This window comes from Nonomuraea marmarensis (genome assembly GCF_043197025.1).
GTDB lineage: Bacteria > Actinomycetota > Actinomycetes > Streptosporangiales > Streptosporangiaceae > Nonomuraea > Nonomuraea marmarensis.
In genome coordinates, this window is sequence record NZ_JBICRM010000006.1 from 234,452 (window position 1) to 249,000 (window position 14,549).

16 protein-coding genes are annotated in these 14,549 nt (G+C 68.4%); 10 read left to right on the forward strand and 6 right to left on the reverse strand.

Annotation, left to right across the window (positions count from 1 at the left end; genetic code table 11):
* Positions 1-110 precede the first annotated feature (110 nt).
* Positions 111-662 (forward strand): RNA polymerase sigma factor, encoded by a 552-nt coding sequence (locus ACFLIM_RS12315; protein WP_393164641.1) that lies wholly within the window; start codon positions 111-113, stop codon positions 660-662.
* Positions 659-1,801, forward strand: a complete 1,143-nt coding sequence (locus ACFLIM_RS12320) for a CU044_5270 family protein (RefSeq protein ID WP_393164642.1) — start codon at positions 659-661, stop codon at positions 1,799-1,801. Before ACFLIM_RS12315 ends, ACFLIM_RS12320 begins: the two co-directional genes overlap by 4 nt.
* 194 nt (positions 1,802-1,995) lie before the next feature.
* Here the strand turns inward: ACFLIM_RS12320 and ACFLIM_RS12325 are convergent, their stop codons facing one another.
* Genes ACFLIM_RS12325 through ACFLIM_RS12335 form a run of 3 tightly spaced genes read right to left on the reverse strand, consistent with a single transcriptional unit; the run spans position 1,996 to position 3,367 of the window.
* Positions 1,996-2,406, reverse strand: coding sequence for a hypothetical protein (locus tag ACFLIM_RS12325; protein ID WP_393164643.1), 411 nt, complete (start codon positions 2,404-2,406; stop codon positions 1,996-1,998).
* A 12-nt stretch (positions 2,407-2,418) separates the two neighbouring features.
* The gene (locus ACFLIM_RS12330; RefSeq protein ID WP_393164644.1) at positions 2,419-2,676 is read right to left on the reverse strand and encodes a hypothetical protein; all 258 of its coding nucleotides are present in this window, start codon (positions 2,674-2,676) and stop codon (positions 2,419-2,421) included.
* A gap of 58 nt (positions 2,677-2,734) precedes the next feature.
* Positions 2,735-3,367, reverse strand: a complete 633-nt coding sequence (locus ACFLIM_RS12335) for a TetR/AcrR family transcriptional regulator (RefSeq protein WP_393164645.1) — start codon at positions 3,365-3,367, stop codon at positions 2,735-2,737.
* Positions 3,368-3,484: 117 nt separating this feature from the next.
* On the opposite strand from ACFLIM_RS12335, the gene ACFLIM_RS12340 reads away from it, so the two are divergent.
* The 4 genes from ACFLIM_RS12340 to ACFLIM_RS12355 all read left to right on the forward strand — a co-directional run bounded on the left by ACFLIM_RS12340 (position 3,485) and on the right by ACFLIM_RS12355 (position 7,601).
* Positions 3,485-4,852: a DHA2 family efflux MFS transporter permease subunit gene (locus ACFLIM_RS12340; protein WP_393164646.1), complete on the forward strand. Its 1,368-nt coding sequence runs from the start codon at positions 3,485-3,487 to the stop codon at positions 4,850-4,852.
* Complete coding sequence (locus ACFLIM_RS12345) at positions 4,849-5,622, forward strand: SDR family NAD(P)-dependent oxidoreductase (RefSeq protein WP_393164647.1); 774 nt, start codon at positions 4,849-4,851, stop codon at positions 5,620-5,622. Before ACFLIM_RS12340 ends, ACFLIM_RS12345 begins: the two co-directional genes overlap by 4 nt.
* 69 nt (positions 5,623-5,691) lie before the next feature.
* Entirely contained in the window at positions 5,692-6,879 is a 1,188-nt protein-coding gene (locus ACFLIM_RS12350) for an RtcB family protein (RefSeq protein WP_393164648.1), read from the forward strand.
* 197 nt (positions 6,880-7,076) lie between these two features.
* The gene (locus ACFLIM_RS12355) at positions 7,077-7,601 is read left to right on the forward strand and encodes an NUDIX hydrolase (RefSeq protein ID WP_393164649.1); all 525 of its coding nucleotides are present in this window, start codon (positions 7,077-7,079) and stop codon (positions 7,599-7,601) included.
* Positions 7,602-7,794: 193 nt separating this feature from the next.
* Here the strand turns inward: ACFLIM_RS12355 and ACFLIM_RS12360 are convergent, their stop codons facing one another.
* Entirely contained in the window at positions 7,795-8,697 is a 903-nt protein-coding gene (locus ACFLIM_RS12360) for a helix-turn-helix domain-containing protein (RefSeq protein ID WP_393164650.1), read from the reverse strand.
* Positions 8,698-9,161: 464 nt separating this feature from the next.
* On the opposite strand from ACFLIM_RS12360, the gene ACFLIM_RS12365 reads away from it, so the two are divergent.
* From ACFLIM_RS12365 to ACFLIM_RS12380, 4 genes are read left to right on the forward strand one after another with little or no spacing between them, the layout of a single operon-like run.
* The gene (locus ACFLIM_RS12365) at positions 9,162-10,886 is read left to right on the forward strand and encodes a discoidin domain-containing protein (protein ID WP_393164651.1); all 1,725 of its coding nucleotides are present in this window, start codon (positions 9,162-9,164) and stop codon (positions 10,884-10,886) included.
* Complete coding sequence (locus ACFLIM_RS12370) at positions 10,883-11,731, forward strand: DUF1996 domain-containing protein (protein WP_393164652.1); 849 nt, start codon at positions 10,883-10,885, stop codon at positions 11,729-11,731. The genes ACFLIM_RS12365 and ACFLIM_RS12370 overlap by 4 nt, the downstream gene beginning before the upstream one ends.
* Before the next feature lie 51 nt (positions 11,732-11,782).
* On the forward strand, positions 11,783-12,313 hold the full coding sequence (locus tag ACFLIM_RS12375; protein WP_393164653.1) for a DUF305 domain-containing protein: 531 nt from the start codon (positions 11,783-11,785) through the stop codon (positions 12,311-12,313).
* A gap of 10 nt (positions 12,314-12,323) precedes the next feature.
* Positions 12,324-12,998, forward strand: a complete 675-nt coding sequence (locus ACFLIM_RS12380) for a phosphotransferase (RefSeq protein WP_393164654.1) — start codon at positions 12,324-12,326, stop codon at positions 12,996-12,998.
* 31 nt (positions 12,999-13,029) lie between these two features.
* Here the strand turns inward: ACFLIM_RS12380 and ACFLIM_RS12385 are convergent, their stop codons facing one another.
* A complete protein-coding gene (locus ACFLIM_RS12385) occupies positions 13,030-13,824 on the reverse strand; it encodes an SDR family oxidoreductase (protein ID WP_393164655.1) in 795 nt (264 codons plus the stop codon).
* Positions 13,825-13,889: 65 nt separating this feature from the next.
* Positions 13,890-14,510 carry a phosphotransferase gene (locus ACFLIM_RS12390; protein WP_393164656.1) on the reverse strand — a complete coding sequence of 207 codons (621 nt, stop codon included), beginning with the start codon at positions 14,508-14,510 and terminating at the stop codon, positions 13,890-13,892.
* Positions 14,511-14,549 lie beyond the last annotated feature (39 nt).

Here is a 14,549-nt window from a genome sequence, read left to right on the forward strand (position 1 = left end):
CCGGTGGTCGTACCCGGGTCCAAAGAAATTTCGGGTGGGGTGTAACAAGGGGAGGGTTCGGCCCACTTCCTGGTGTCAGAAGAACGCATCCCGAACGAAGGGGCTGGGCGGTGACGGAAGATTCGCACCGGTTCACCCGCATGTACGACGAATGTCGGCAACGCGTGTGGGCCTACGTGGTCAGCCGCGCGGGGCGGCAGGTGGCCGACGAGGTGGTGAGCGAGACGTTCGCGATCGCCTGGCGGCGGCTGGACGATGTGCCCGAGCCGGCGCTCCCGTGGTTGCTCGGCGTCGCCCGCAACGTCCTGCGCGACAACGTACGTGCGGAGGTGCGCAGGGAGTCGGTCGCCGCGGAGTTGCGGGCCTGGACCGAGGGGGACGTGGCCGATCAGGTCACCGAGCGGATGGGCGTGCTGCGGGCGCTGGCCGCCCTGCCGGAGGACGATCGGGAGATCCTGATCCTGGTCGCCTGGCACGGGCTGTCTCCGAAGGAGGCCGGTCAGGTCGTCGGTTGCTCGTCCGCGGCCTTTCGCGTACGGCTGCATCGGGCGCGTAAGCGGCTCAAGCAGGCTATGGACGTCGGGGAATCGGCGCTGAGCCCTGCCGAATCGCCCGAACCGTCCCTGCCCCACGTCCGGAATCTCAGCGAGGAGTGGTCATGAACCCCATCGACGAACTCCGGGCCGCCCGGCCCGCGCATCTCGATGATCGGCCGGTGGACGAGCGCACCAGGTCGGCCGAGATCTCCTACGCCATGTCAGGGCCGCGGCAGGCGCGGTCCAGGCGGAAGGTCGTACGGCCCGTGTGGGGGCTCAGTTTGGTCGGGGCCGCCGCGGCCGTGACCGCCGTCGCCGTGGTCCTGTCCGGGAACGGGGCCGCGCCCGCGCCGCGGGCGCCCGACGACGGCGGGCCGATCGCCGCGAGCGCCGCGCCCAGGGTCCAGTTGTCGGCGCGGGACGTGTTGCTGGCCGCCGCCGAGAAGGCCGACCGGCAGCCCGGCGGCAGCGGCGCGTACTGGCACACCGTGTCGGTGACCCGGTCGCTGCTCACCGCGAAGCAGGGCGGCTACCTGGTCATGGACCAGTCGCGGAGCGAGGGGTGGACGCCCAGCGCCATCGGCGGCGACCAGTGGGGGAGCAACCAGTCGCTCGGCGCGCGGCCCGCCACGGAGGCGGACCGGAAGGCGTGGGAGCAGGCGGGTTCCCCGCCCGAGATCGAGGTCGTGGTGCCGGGCAAGGGCAAGGGTGCACTGGCCTTGCCGACCTCTGAGGGCCGGGCGAAGACCAGTCACACTCCGCTGGTGGACGGGGACAAGGTGTTCTGGCTGGGCCGTAACGTCACCATGAAGGACCTGCGGGGATTGCCGAGCGAGCCGGGCAAGCTCAAGAAGTGGCTGGTGGCCTCGTACGCCGGGCATGACACCGAGTCCTCCAGCGAGCCGATGTCGCAGGACGCGTGGTTGTTCCGGGTCAGTGTGGGATTGATCACCGACATGCCCGTCACGCCTGAGGTGCGCGGCGCCGCGTTCCGCATGCTGGCCGACCTCGACAGCGTCGAGCTCGTCGAGAACGTGACCGACGCGGAGGGCCGCCAGGGTACGGCGGTGTCCGTCGAGGAGCACACCAAGGGCGCGGGCGTCTTGGAGAACCGGCTGGTCTTCGACGAGTCGACCGGCCGGGCCCTCGCCAACGAGAGCGTCGTGGTGAAGCCCGGCGGTTTCCAGGCCGGCTTCGAGCCTGGCACGGTGTGGCACTCCATCGCCCTGATCGAGGCCGGGTGGACTGACTCCAAGCCGTCCTGACCTGGTACGACGGCCCGCGGGGGCATGCCCCCGCGACCCCCCACAATCAGGGAAGAGACGCCTTCCCGCGGGGGCAAGCCCCCGCGACCCCCCACAATCAGGGAAGAGACGCCTTCCCGCGGGGGCAAGCCCCCGCGACCCCCCACACACACACAAACAAGGAATAGACGTCTTTCTTTGCGGGTGAGCGAAGCTCACCCGCCGGACTGGCGGGCCTCGTCGTTGGTGTTGGTGCGGATCTGCTGGATGCGCTGCTTGGTCAGGCCGAGCAGTTCGCCGATGTCCCCGTCCGACAGGCCGAGCTCGTGCATGTGCTTGACGCGCTTCTTGAGCGTGCGTGTGTAGTCCTCGGCGATCGCGGCGGCCTGGCGCTGGAGGGCGGCGAAGTCGTCGAGGTCCTGCTCCGACAGGCCGGGCAGTGCGTAGTGGTAGACGGGCGCCGGTGGTTCGGCCCGGTCGGCGAACAGGAACGGGATCCCCTCCGCCACATCCCCGTGCAGCTCCTTCAGCGAACGTGCGGACATGCCGCCGGCCACGCCGTCCACCTCGGCCAGCCACAGGCTGCCGGCCATGGTGACGTGAACGTCGACGCGGTCTGCGGTCATCGGTCCTCCAACCTAGCCAGGGTGTGCGTCCTCCAGCCACTCGTCGCCGAACAGGTGTGCGAGCCCATGTTCGAGGGAATCCACCAGGTGCGGTGTCTCTCCTGGGTAGAGCGGGACGATCGCGCGGGCCGCGACGCGGCCCTCGGCGTCCCACAGCAGGAGGAAGCGCTGCCGCCTGGTCGTCTCCGCCCAGTCGCAGCGCAGGCCGTGGGAGTGGGAGAGCCTGATGATCCGATCGCGGATGGCCGCGTAGTCGTCTCGTTCCACCACACGCGGCAGACTATATCCCTTGCCCATCATCGACAAGGGGTCTTGTCGCCACTATTCGCTATGGCGTGTCGGGCCGGTCCGGGCCCCACGCCCGCATAAATGTCTGTACGGCGGCGCACGCCACAGTGCGTAGCTCGGCGTCCTCGATCGTCTGGGTGCCCATCCGCGTACGAGCCTCAAGGGGAGCGACGAGCAGAGACGTGAACTGTTCGGCCGCCAGGCCGGGGTCGCTCGCGCGCAGGCGGCCCGCCAGGGTGAGCCGGGCCAGCCGGTCGGCGAGGGCCTCGTTGAGTCGGTGCGGGCCGCGTTCTTTGACGATGTCTAGAGCATCGGGAAACGTGGTGATCTCCGTGTAGAGCAGGCGGCGCAACGCGCAGGCGCGCTCGTCGGTGTGCAGGCGGATCAGGGTGTACGCGACGTCGTCCAGCGTGGCGCGCAGGTCGTCGCCGGGATTGGCCAGCGGTTCGAGCGCGGCAAGCCGCTCGTTGAGCACGGTCTGCGCGGTGGCCTCCAGCGCATTCCTGAACAGGGTGGCCTTGTCGGTCATGTGGTTGTACACCGTCGGCTTCGCCACGCCCGCCTCGTCGGCGATGTCCTGCACGCAGGACTGGGCGTAGCCCTGCCGGGCGAACACCGTGAACGCGCCCTCCAGGATGGCCTGCCGCTTGTCGATCCGTCCCCGTGAGGTCATCCTCTTATTTTACTAGCTGGTTCAACTTAATGGATAGGCGGGTTGCGTAAGGACTGATGAGGTAACTACGTTGAACCAATGAGTTCAAATGACCGTCTTGATTCACGGTTGCTCGGGATGATCGGCGTGATCCTGCTCGGCGGGCTGCTGGGCATCCTCAACAGCACGATGGCCGCCGTCGCCACCGGCACCCTGGCCACGGCCTTCGACACCTCGCTGAGCACGATCGGCTGGACGTCCACCGGCTTCCTGCTGGCCGTCACGGCCACCATTCCGTTCACGACCTGGGCCGTCGACCGGTACGGCGGCAAGCGGTTGTGGCTGGTCGGCCTGGTGCTGTTCCTGGCGGGATCGCTCGCCGCCGGACTGGCCTGGAACGTCGGGAGCCTGATCGCCTTCCGCGTGCTCCAGGGGTTCGGGGCGGGATTGCTCGATCCCCTCGTGCTGATCCTGCTGGCCCGGGCCGCCGGTCCGCACCGGGCCGGACGGGTGATGGGGCTGATGGGGGTGGTGCTCTCCCTCGGCCCGGTGCTCGGGCCGATCGCGGGTGGCGCGGTGCTGGACAGCCTGTCGTGGCGTTGGATGTTCCTGCTCAGCGTGCCGGTCGGCGCCGTCGCCTTTCTCCTCGCTCTGCGCATGATCCCGGCAGACTCCCCGGCCGGCAGCCCTCAAGGGCGGCTCGACGTACTGGGGCTGGCACTGCTCGGTCCCGGGTTCGCGGCGGTTGTCCTGGCCCTGTCGCAGGCGGCCGAGCAGGGAGCATTCTCCGCCTGGCAGGCCCTGCTCCCGCTGGGCGCCGGCGTCGTACTGATGATCGGGTACGGCCTTCGCGCGGGACGGGTTCGCGCACCGCTGATCGACCTGCGGCTGTTCGTCAACCGGGGCTTCACCGCCAGCGTCACGATCATGGGGCTCGGCGGGATGGCCGTCTACGCTTCCCTGTTCGTCCTGCCCCTGTACTACCAGCAGGCCCACGGCCATGGCGTCCTCGCCGCCGGGCTGCTGATGGCGCCGGTCGGGCTCGGTGGCGCCATCGCGATGCCGCTGGCCGGACGGCTGTCGGACCGGATCGGCGCGCGCGGGCTGGCGGTCGGCGGCGCGGTCGTGGCCGGCCTGAGCGCGTTGTCCTTCACGCAGATCGGGGCCGGTACTTCCGAGGTCTGGCCGGTGGTGGCGGCGCTCACGGTCGGGCTGGGCATGGGGTGCTTCAGCGCGCCGACGATGGGCTCGCTGTATCGCACGCTGCCGCCGTCGATTGTGGCGCAGGGCAGCTCGGTGCTCTACATGCTCAACCAGCTCGGCGCGGCGCTCGGAGTCGCCGTCGTCACGCTCATCCTCCAGACCTCGGGCGATGTGATCACCGGCATGCACGGCGTCTACTGGTTCGCCGTGGCCATGATCGTGATCGTCCTGGCCGCCATCCCGCTCCTGCCCGGTAAGCCGCAGGCGCAGGCCGTACCAGAAGAACTCGCGAGGACCTCATGAAGAAGACGCTAGTGATCACCGGTGGCACCGACGGGATGGGGAAGGCGCTCGCGCGCACCTACCTCGATCGGGGCGACACCGTCGTCGTCGTGGGCCGGGATGGGGCCAAGGCGTTGCCCGGGGCCACGTTCATCCGGGCTGATCTGAGTCTGATCAGCGAGAACAGGAGGGTGATCAAGGAGGTCAACGCGGGGTTCCCCGTGGTGGACGTGCTGGTGTTGTGCGCGCGGTTCTTCCGTACGAACCGGTTCGTCACGGGAGAGGGGGTGGAAGGGACGTTCGCGCTGGATTATCTGAGCCGGTTCCTGCTCAGCTACGGGCTCCACGAGCCGGGGGTGATCGTCAACGTGTCGGGGCCCGGGCAGCCGACGGGGCTCGTCCAGTGGGACGATCTCATGCTGGAGCGCGGGTATGACGGTATGACCGCCCAGTTCCAGGCGGGGAAGGCGAACGATCTGCTGGGAGTGGGGTTCGCGGCGCGGCGCGGTGACCGGAGCAAGTACGTGCTGATGCATCCAGGCGGCGTGTCGACGAGCGTCGCCGGGGAGTACGACGCGGCGACCGCCGCGCACGTGGAGGCGCTCAAGCGGCACGGGCTGCCGGTCGAGGAGGGCATCAAGCCGATCGTCGCCCGCATCGACGAACCGCCTGCCGAGCCGCTCAGCGCGTTCATGCGGGAACGGCGGATCAGCGTGGACACGCCGGCCTTCGACGCGGGTGCGGCGGACCGGTTGCACGAGCTCACCATGGAGGTGATCGGCACTAATTAGGTTGCGGCCAGTAGGGGAACTCTGGCGTCATAGATCAAGTTCGGAAGTTCGGGAAGGGGGCGATAAGAGATGACGTACAACGAGGTGACCGGGACCAGGCGTCCGCTCAGGATGTGGGCGGAGCCGGAGTCGGTCGATCCGCAGGCGATGCAGCAGCTGCGCAACGTGGCGAACCTGGAGTGGGTCCATGGTGTCGCCGTCATGCCCGACGTGCACCACGGCAAGGGCGCGACGGTAGGGTCGGTCATCGCGATGAAGGACGCCGTGTCGCCGGCCGCGGTCGGTGTGGACATCGGGTGCGGGATGACGGCTGTGAAGACCACTTACAAGGTTTCGCAGCTTCCCGACAACCCGGCCTACCTGCGGGGAAAGCTGGAGCAGGCCGTTCCGGTGGGGTTCGGGCACCACAAGCGGCCGGTCGATCCGGGCAAGGTCCACGGGATGAAGACGGCCGGGTGGGCGGAGTTCTGGAAGGGCTTCGACGACCTGACGCCCGCCGTGCACGCTCGGCGTGAGCGGGCCGAGGTGCAGCTGGGCACCCTCGGCGGCGGCAACCACTTCCTCGAGGTCTGCGCCGACGACGAGGGCGTGGTGTGGATCGTGCTGCACTCGGGGTCGCGCAACATCGGTAAGGAGCTTGCGGAACATCACATCGGTGTGGCTCGCAGGTTGTCGCACAACCAGGGGCTGGTGGATCGGGATCTGGCGGTGTTCCTGGGGAAGACGCCAGAGATGGACGACTACCGGCGCGACCTGTTCTGGGCGCAGGACTACGCGCGGCGCAACCGTTCGCTCATGATGGGGCTGGTCTGCGACGTCCTGCGGCGGCACCTGCCGAACATCGCATTCGAGCAGCCCATCTCCTGCCACCACAACTACGTGGCGGAGGAGCGGTACGACGGGGTCGACGTGCTGGTCACCAGGAAGGGTGCCATCCGGGCCGGTAGCGGTGACCTGGGGATCATCCCTGGCTCGATGGCCACCGGCACGTACATCGTCAAGGGGTTGGGCAACAGTCTGGCGTTCAACTCGGCCTCGCACGGGGCCGGGCGGAAGATGAGCAGGACCAGGGCCAAGAAGACGTTCACCGTCAAGGATCTGGAGGCGCAGACGCTGGGCGTCGAGTGCCGTAAGGACTCCGGGGTGATCGACGAGATTCCAGGGGCGTACAAGGACCTGGAGTCGGTGATGGCCGCCCAGACGGATCTGGTGCAGGTGGTCGCGCACCTGCGGCAGCTCATCTGTATCAAGGGCTGAGGTCCTTTCACGCCGACTCCCGTACGACCAGGTCGGCGGGGAGGACGGCCGGGGTGGTGTCGAGATCGGCTTCGATGTCGTCGAAGCCGATCTCTGCGGGGTCATCCGGCACTCTTTTGGTTCCTGTGGACGCAAAGATGATCCAAGCCAGGATGTAGCGTGGTGCCGATTCAGGCATCCACCCTGGGAGCAGCCGCATGCGCTGGCAGGTCCACTCGGAAGAACCGCTCTACTCCGACCGCTGGCTTGACGTCCGTGTCGCCGATGTGGAGCTGCCGGACGGAAGGCATCTCGATCATCGGCTCATTCGTACTGCGCTCGGAGCCGGTGCGATCGTCACCGACGAGGAGAACCGTGTCCTGCTTATCTGGCGGCATCGTTTCATCACCGACACCTGGGGCTGGGAGATCCCGATCGGCAAGGTGGAAGAGGGGGAGGAGCCGATCGTCGCCGCGGCTCGAGAGGTCGAGGAAGAGACAGGCTGGCGACCTGGTCCCTTGCGTCCGCTGCTCTACACCCAGCCGACCAACGGCATCTCCGACTCCGAGCACCACATCTTCCGTGCCGACAGCGCCCAGTACATCGGCCCGCCCACCGAGGGATGGGAGGCGGAGCGCATCGAGTGGGTATCGCTCACGGACATCCGCCGTCTGATTGACAAGCGCGATCTCGTCAGTGGGACGAGCATGAACGCCCTGCTCTACGCCCTCACGGAGGTGTAGCCGTCCACGGCCGTGGTGCCGCCGGCCCCCACCGCTTCGCGGCCCTTCGGGTGTCTCGCCGGAGTCGTATGGGCCCGCTCAGGGCCGGACATGCGCGGCGCGCTCATGGGTCGACGGGGGTGTGCCGCCGGTTTTCAAGGGTCCACGGTGTTGCTCGATGTTTCTCGAGGACCCTCGCAACATCCCCTTTTGATCAGCTCTGTCCGGCCCACTGCCGCCGCGCTGATGCGAAGAGTCCGCGTGCTTCGTCGCCGTAGACGGCCGACTCCGACAGCGCCTGGAATGCCTTCTCATACAGCGCGACGTCGCCGGGAGCCTTGATGCGGACCTGCCCGGGAACCGTGTCCATGCGCACCTGTTCGGCGTCGTAGATCCAGAAGTTCTCTGGTGGCCAGATGCCGGTGTCGGGTCGCCAGATGACCACGCCGAGACTGACGTTGGCACGCCGGGTCAGTTCGGTGAGCTTGTCCATCTGCGCCGCCATGTCGGCCGGCGCGCAGTACGGCGTGTGCAGGGCTTGCTCGCCGATCAGGAGCGCGAAGCGGCGTGCGCCGGTCGTGATGACCTCCTGTTGCTTCAGGCGCGCCGTAACGGCTGTGTCTACGTCGTCGGGGATTCCCCGGAAGCCGACGATCTTCGACAGGTGCCCGCGCGCGTACGCAGCCGTCTGGACGAGTCCGGGGATCGCGCTGTGCTGGAAGATCCGGAAGTGGCTGGTCCGCTCGTACAGCGGGAGGAATGATCGTTGCACCTGGCCGATGCCGGTCTCTTCGAGCCGCCGCCACTGGGTGTAGAAGGCGTTCACGTTCCGGACGCTGGCGATGAGATCTGTCGTCTGAGAGTCGGCTCCGCAGATTCGGCACCACTCTCGGACGTCGGTCTCGGTCGGAAGTTGCTTGTTGTTCTCCAGTTTCGAGACCTTGCTGAAATGCCATCCGGCCTGTTTTGCTAGGTCGCGACCGGTTATCCCGGCCGAACTCCGGATCTCGCGCAGACGGGCCGCGAGGATTCCTCGCGCTTCGTCTAGGCGTTGCTGAGGGCTGGACATGCGCGTGACCTCCATGTTTGCCGTGTGGTCAAGGTCTCTGACCACCATAGCCGCGATGTTGCGTCTTGTTCCTTGCCTTTGGGAGATGCATTCGTGCCCCTCTGAGACGGCCCTGGCGCGCCATGCTGACGGGCCCCAGGGGAATGCCCTCGGATTCGCCTTCGGATCCGCCTGAGCCTCCGTCCCTGGCACCTCTGGATCCGTAACAAGCCCCCCGTGAGAGAGCGCTCCCTCACGGGAGCCTGGTCCGTGGACGATGGTGGTCAAGACGGCGTCGATTCCTTTGTTTCTTGGGGGTCGGGTGAGTGGCAGGCCGCTTTCGGCCCTTTGTTCATGTCGTCGCTGTTCAAGGGTCAGGTCGACTCGCCAAAGACGATAGAGAGAGCGCTCTCTAGGCGTCGTAAAGGTTTCATGCGAGTTAACCGGGACCTTGACAGCAGTAAGAGACGCGAGCAGTCTCCATCTCAGGGAGCGCTCCCCCAACCCCTCGCCCCTCACCTGACGGAGACGTCGTGAGTCCACCCCCCAACCCAGGCATACGACGCCTGGGGACACTCCTCGCGCTCATGATCAACCTGTCGCTCATGGTCGTGTTGCCCGCGACCGCCGCCGCCGACCCCCTGCTGTCGCAGGGCAAACCCGCGACCGCCTCCTCCGCCGAGAACGTCGCCACCCCCGCCTCCGCCGCCGTGGACGGGAACACGGGCACCCGCTGGTCCAGCGCCTTCTCCGATCCGCAGTGGATCCAGGTGGACCTCGGCGCCACCGCCGCCATCAGTCAGGTGCAGCTGAGCTGGGAGGCCGCGTACGCGACCGCCTTCGAGGTGCAGGTGTCGGCCGACGGCACGTCCTGGACCAGCGTGCACTCCACGACCACCGGCACCGGCGGCGACCAGACGCTGAACGTGTCGGGCAGCGGCCGGTACGTCCGGGTCTACGGCACCCAGCGCGCCACCCAGTACGGCTACAGCCTCTGGGAGTTCAAGGTCTACGGCACCGGTGGCAGCACCGGAGGTGGTGACAGGCTGCTGTCGTACAACAAGCCCGGCGTCGCCTCCACCTCGCAGCACGACGGCAACTGCTGGGAGTGCACCGCGGCCAGGGCGTTCGACCTCGACCCCGCCAGCAGATGGGCCACCAGCTCCACCACCGGCTGGGTGGACCCGGGCTGGATCTACGTGGATCTGGGCGCGACCGCCCAGGTCAGCAAGGTCGTCCTGCAGTGGGATCCGGCCTACGCCAGGTCGTACCAGATCCAGGTGTCGCCCGACGCGAATATCTGGACGACGATCTACAGCACGACCACCAGCAACGGGTTCAAGCAGACGTTGAACGTCAGCGGCTCGGGGCGGTATGTCCGGATGTACGGCACGCAGCGGGCCACCCCCTACGGCTACAGCCTGTGGGAGTTCCAGGTGTACGGCACCGGGGGCAACCCCACCGATCCGCCCGCACCGCCGAAGGATCCCGCCAACCCGCCGGCGCTGGTGTGGAGCGACGAGTTCAACGGCGCGGCCGGGGGCAAGCCCGATGCCGCCAAGTGGCGGGCCGACCCGGGCACCGGGCCGAACAACGAGCTGGAGTACTACACCAACCACGACAACGCCTCCATGGACGGCCAGGGCCACCTGGTCATGGAGGCACGCAAGCAGGCCACGCCCGGTTCGACCTGCCCGACCGACCCGCTGACCGGCAGCGGCACCTGCCAGTACACCTCGGCCAGGATGAACACCGGCACCAAGTTCCACTTCACGTACGGCCGGGTCGAGGCAAGGATCAAGGTGCCCAAGGGCAACGGGTTCTGGCCGGCGTTCTGGATGATGGGGGCCGACTTCCTGACCGGGCGGCCGTGGCCGTACAACGGCGAGGTCGACATCATGGAGGTCCTCGGCAAGGACGTGAAGACGTCCTACTCGACCGTGCACGCGCCCGCGTACAACGGCGGCGGTGGCATCGGCGGGCCGTACACGCTGCCGAACGGCGCCGACTACTCCGACGACTTCCACGTCTGGGCCGCGAACTGGGACAGCAAGGGCATCGTCTACACGCTCGACGGCCGGACGGTGTTCACGCTGAGCAAGGAGCAGGTGGAGCAGACGCGCGGTCCCTGGATCTTCGACCACCCGTTCTACCTCATCCTCAACCTCGCGATCGGCGGCGACTGGCCGGGGCCGCCGAACGCGGCCACGCCGTTCCCGTCCCGCATGCTTGTCGACTACGTGAGGGTCTACCAATGACGACCAAGACGAACGCACTGCTCGCCCTCTTATCCGTGCTGATCGGCCTGTTCGCCGTAGCTCCGCGTCCGGCGCAGGCCGAGCCCGTACGGGTGGCGGAGTTCCTCGCCGACTGCCCGTTCAGCCACCGGCTGCCCGACGACCCGATCGTCTTCCCCGGGCTGCCCGGCGCCTCGCACATGCACAGCTTCTTCGGCAGCCGGGTCACGAACGCCCACACCCAGCTGGCCGACCTGCAGAACGGCGCCACGAACTGCAACCCGGCCGTCGACAAGTCGTCGTACTGGGTGCCGACCCTCTACCGGGACGGCGCCCCGGTGGAGCCGGCCATCGTCACGTTCTACTACCTCGGCGAGGGCGTGCGTGACGACATTATCGCCAGGATCCAGTCGTTGCCGCTGGGGTTGCGGATCGTGGCGGGCAACGCCAAGGCGACCGGGCCCGACAACACGACGATCTCCCGGTGGTCGTGCCTGCATGCCGGGCAGGTGGGCGCCTCGAAGGACTTCGTCAACTGCCCGTCGGGGACGATGCTGGAGTCGTACCTGGACTTCCCGCAGTGCTGGAACGGGCGGGACCTGGATTCCGCCGACCACAAGAGCCACATGGCCTATCCGGTGGCCGGTGCGTGTCCCAGCACGCATCCCGTTCCGGTGCCGAAGTTGCGGCAGGTGATCCGGTATCCGGTGAGCGGTGACCCGTCGCACTTCCGGTTGTCGTCGGGAGGCGGGTTCACGATGCACGGCGACTTCTTCAACGCCTGGCCGGTGGCGGAGATGGAGCGCCGGGTGCGTGACTGCATCCGGCCGATCATCAAGTGCGGCGCCGACGGCCGTCCGTCGTAAACGAGTTGCCCGGGCGGCTCGGCCGCCCGGGCCCGATCAGGTGGGACGCCGGTGGTACGGGTCTTCGTGTTTCTGCTGTTGTCCGTTCTGGTCCTGGGGTGTTCGGCTCCCGCCCCCGAGGAGCCGGCTGAGCGTTTCAGCACCACCGACGTGGCCTGGCTGCAGCTGGCCGAGGCCCTGCACACTCGCGCGTTACCGTTGCTGGAGCTCGTTCCCGAGCGTTCGGGCAGCCGGTCGCTCGCCGACCTGGCCGTCCGGCTCGGCAAGAAGCACGAGAACGAACGTGGCCGGCTGCGTTCCCTCCTTGCCCAGGCCCGGGTCGGCGGCGAGAACCCGCATGCCCAGCACGACATGCCGGGCATGCCCACCGCCGAGGACCTGCGAGCGCTGAACGCGCTGCGGGACGACGCCTTCGACCGGCGGTTCGTCGCGTTGTTCCGGGCGTACCTGGATCAGTTGGTGCTGGTGGCCGAGGGAGAGCAGAGCTCGGGCGCCGCGCCCGAGGCGCGCGGGCTGGCGGCCGCGATGGCGCGTGATCACACGGCCGATCTGGCCGAGCTGGGCCGGGTCGACGGTCGGTAGGTTGGGCGGCATGGAGATCGGAGAGCTGCTGGGGTCGGGGCGGAGTGCGGATGTGTACGCGATCGACGGGGAACGGGTGTTGCGGCGCTACCGGACCGCCACCGATGTCGGGCGGGAGGCCGCGGTCATGGTCTACGTGCGCGAGCGCGGGTTTCCCGTCCCCGACGTCTATCCCGGCGACGAGTCGGACACCGATCTGGTGATGGGGCGGTTGTCCGGGCCGACCATGTTGGAAGCCGTGATCGAGGGCTCGATCACGCCTGAGGAGACCGGGGACACGCTCGCCGGGTTACTGCTCCGGTTGCACGAGATCCCGGCCCTGGCCTCCGCCGATCTCGGAGATCGGGTGCTGCATCTGGATCTGCATCCGGACAACGTGATGCTGACGGTCCGGGGGCCGGTGGTGATCGACTGGGCCAACACCGAGGAAGGGCCGCCAGGGCTGGACTGCGCCATGTCGGCGGTGATCCTCGCGCAGGTCGCGGTCGATCCGGAGAGCGAGCTCGCCGCGCTGGCGCGATCGGTGCTCGTCGCGCTGCTGGCGGGACTCGGTGCGGCCATGGACTTCGGGGGTGGGCTCGACCAGGTCAAGGCCAGGCGGGGTGTGGATCAGGGCGTGAGCGAACGGGAGAAGGGGTTCCTCGATGCGGCGGTGGCGCTGGTACGGGACCTGCGGGCTCGGTAACGGGCTTCCGCCCCACCGGGAACGTGCGTCTTTACATCCGCCAGACCCTCTTGGATGCCGCTTCCGCGACGTAGGTCTCGAAGTCCTTGGCGGGCCGGCCCGTCACCTGGGGCACGGTCTCCGAAACCGGCTGGTCGCCGAGGTCGCGCAGGGCGGCGAACGTCTTGGCCTCGCTGATCGCCGCGCCGGAGAACCCCTGGGCCGCGATGTAGTCCTCGTCCCCGCCCAGGTAGCGGATCTCGCGGCCGATCGCCGCGCTGATGAGCTCCACCGCCTCCCCGAACGTCAGCGAGCGTGGCCCCGTGACCTCGTAGGAACGCCCCGCGTGACCGTCTTCGGTGAGGGCCGCGGCGGCCACGGCGGCGATGTCGCCGGCGTCCACGAACCCCTGGCGGACGTCACCGAGCGGCACGATCACCTCTTCCGCCATGATCGCGGGGCGGAAGAAGCCCTCGTCGAAGTTCTGGTCGAACCAGCTCGGGCGGAGGATCGTCCACTCGGCGCCGGAGTCGCGGACCGTGCGCTCGGCCGACATCAGGCGTTCGTCGCCCATGGTCTCGATGGCCGTGCTCGACAGCAACACGATGCGTTCGACGCCCCGCTCCACCGCCAGCGACACGAATGACGGGTCGACCGGGGTGCCGTCGGGGGCCATGAGATAGACGGCCGACACGCCGGACACGGCCGCCTCCCACGTGTCAGGGCGGGACCAGTCGAACCTGGTCTCGCCACTCCTGGAGGCCGCGCGCACGGGATGACCGGTGGCGCGCAACAGGTCTGCCACGCGCCGGCCGGTGGAGCCCGTCGCGCCGAGAACTAGGATCACTTGCCGGGTCATGCCCCGAGTCAAGCAAAGGGCACCGACAGAACTCGTCAAAGGCGGCCGTTGGGCTACTCCGTCCAGGCGGTCGTGGCGTCGAGGCGTTCGCGCCAGAGCTTCTCGCCGCCCCCGCCCGGCTCCCAGCGGGCGCAGAAGTCGAGCAGGCCGCGGCAGCGTTCCACCATGGCCGCCTGGCGTTCGGGCCACTCGGGGACGGGGTCGCCGTACGCGGAGAAGAAGTGCGGGAGCAGCGGGACGTGCTCGGGGTGGTGGCTGCGGACGATCCACTCGCACCACGCCAGGTCCTCGACCGGGTGGCCGGGGTGCGCCCACTCCCAGTCCAGGATCGCGGTCGCCTCGAACGTGGCCGGGTCGAACAGCAGGTTCTGCGGGCCGTAGTCGCCGTGCACGATGCCGAGCCGGTGGATGCGGGCCAGGATGCGGCCGCACTCGGTGAGCACCTCCACGGCGCGGCCCTCGTCCAGGAGGTCCTGGCCGTGGGCGCCGGAGACGAAGCGGGTGGTCAGGCTGGTCGAGGTGACCTGGTGGACGCGGGGAACCGGGAGGCGGCCGCGCAGGCGGCGCAGGTATCTGCTCTCCGTGCTCAGCCTGAACGCCGCCTCGGGACCCTGGTAACACTTGACCACCAGGGCGCCGTCGCCGACCGTGCTGTTGGTGTACCCGTGCTTCACAAGGGTCGATTCTGGCCTACCCACACCCCTGCCGGGCAC

Bases quoted from the DNA above. Each gene is read 5' to 3' on its own strand.
- ACFLIM_RS12320 (WP_393164642.1), top strand. From the start codon at position 659: ATGAACCCCATCGACGAACTCCGGGCCGCCCGGCCCGCGCATCTCGAT.
- ACFLIM_RS12325 (WP_393164643.1), bottom strand. From the start codon at position 2,406: ATGACCGCAGACCGCGTCGACGTTCACGTCACCATGGCCGGCAGCCTG.
- ACFLIM_RS12335 (WP_393164645.1), bottom strand. From the start codon at position 3,367: ATGACCTCACGGGGACGGATCGACAAGCGGCAGGCCATCCTGGAGGGC.
- ACFLIM_RS12340 (WP_393164646.1), top strand. From the start codon at position 3,485: ATGATCGGCGTGATCCTGCTCGGCGGGCTGCTGGGCATCCTCAACAGC.
- ACFLIM_RS12345 (WP_393164647.1), top strand. From the start codon at position 4,849: ATGAAGAAGACGCTAGTGATCACCGGTGGCACCGACGGGATGGGGAAG.
- ACFLIM_RS12350 (WP_393164648.1), top strand. From the start codon at position 5,692: ATGACGTACAACGAGGTGACCGGGACCAGGCGTCCGCTCAGGATGTGG.
- ACFLIM_RS12355 (WP_393164649.1), top strand. From the start codon at position 7,077: ATGCGCTGGCAGGTCCACTCGGAAGAACCGCTCTACTCCGACCGCTGG.
- ACFLIM_RS12360 (WP_393164650.1), bottom strand. From the start codon at position 8,697: ATGGTGGTCAGAGACCTTGACCACACGGCAAACATGGAGGTCACGCGC.
- ACFLIM_RS12370 (WP_393164652.1), top strand. From the start codon at position 10,883: ATGACGACCAAGACGAACGCACTGCTCGCCCTCTTATCCGTGCTGATC.
- ACFLIM_RS12380 (WP_393164654.1), top strand. From the start codon at position 12,324: ATGGAGATCGGAGAGCTGCTGGGGTCGGGGCGGAGTGCGGATGTGTAC.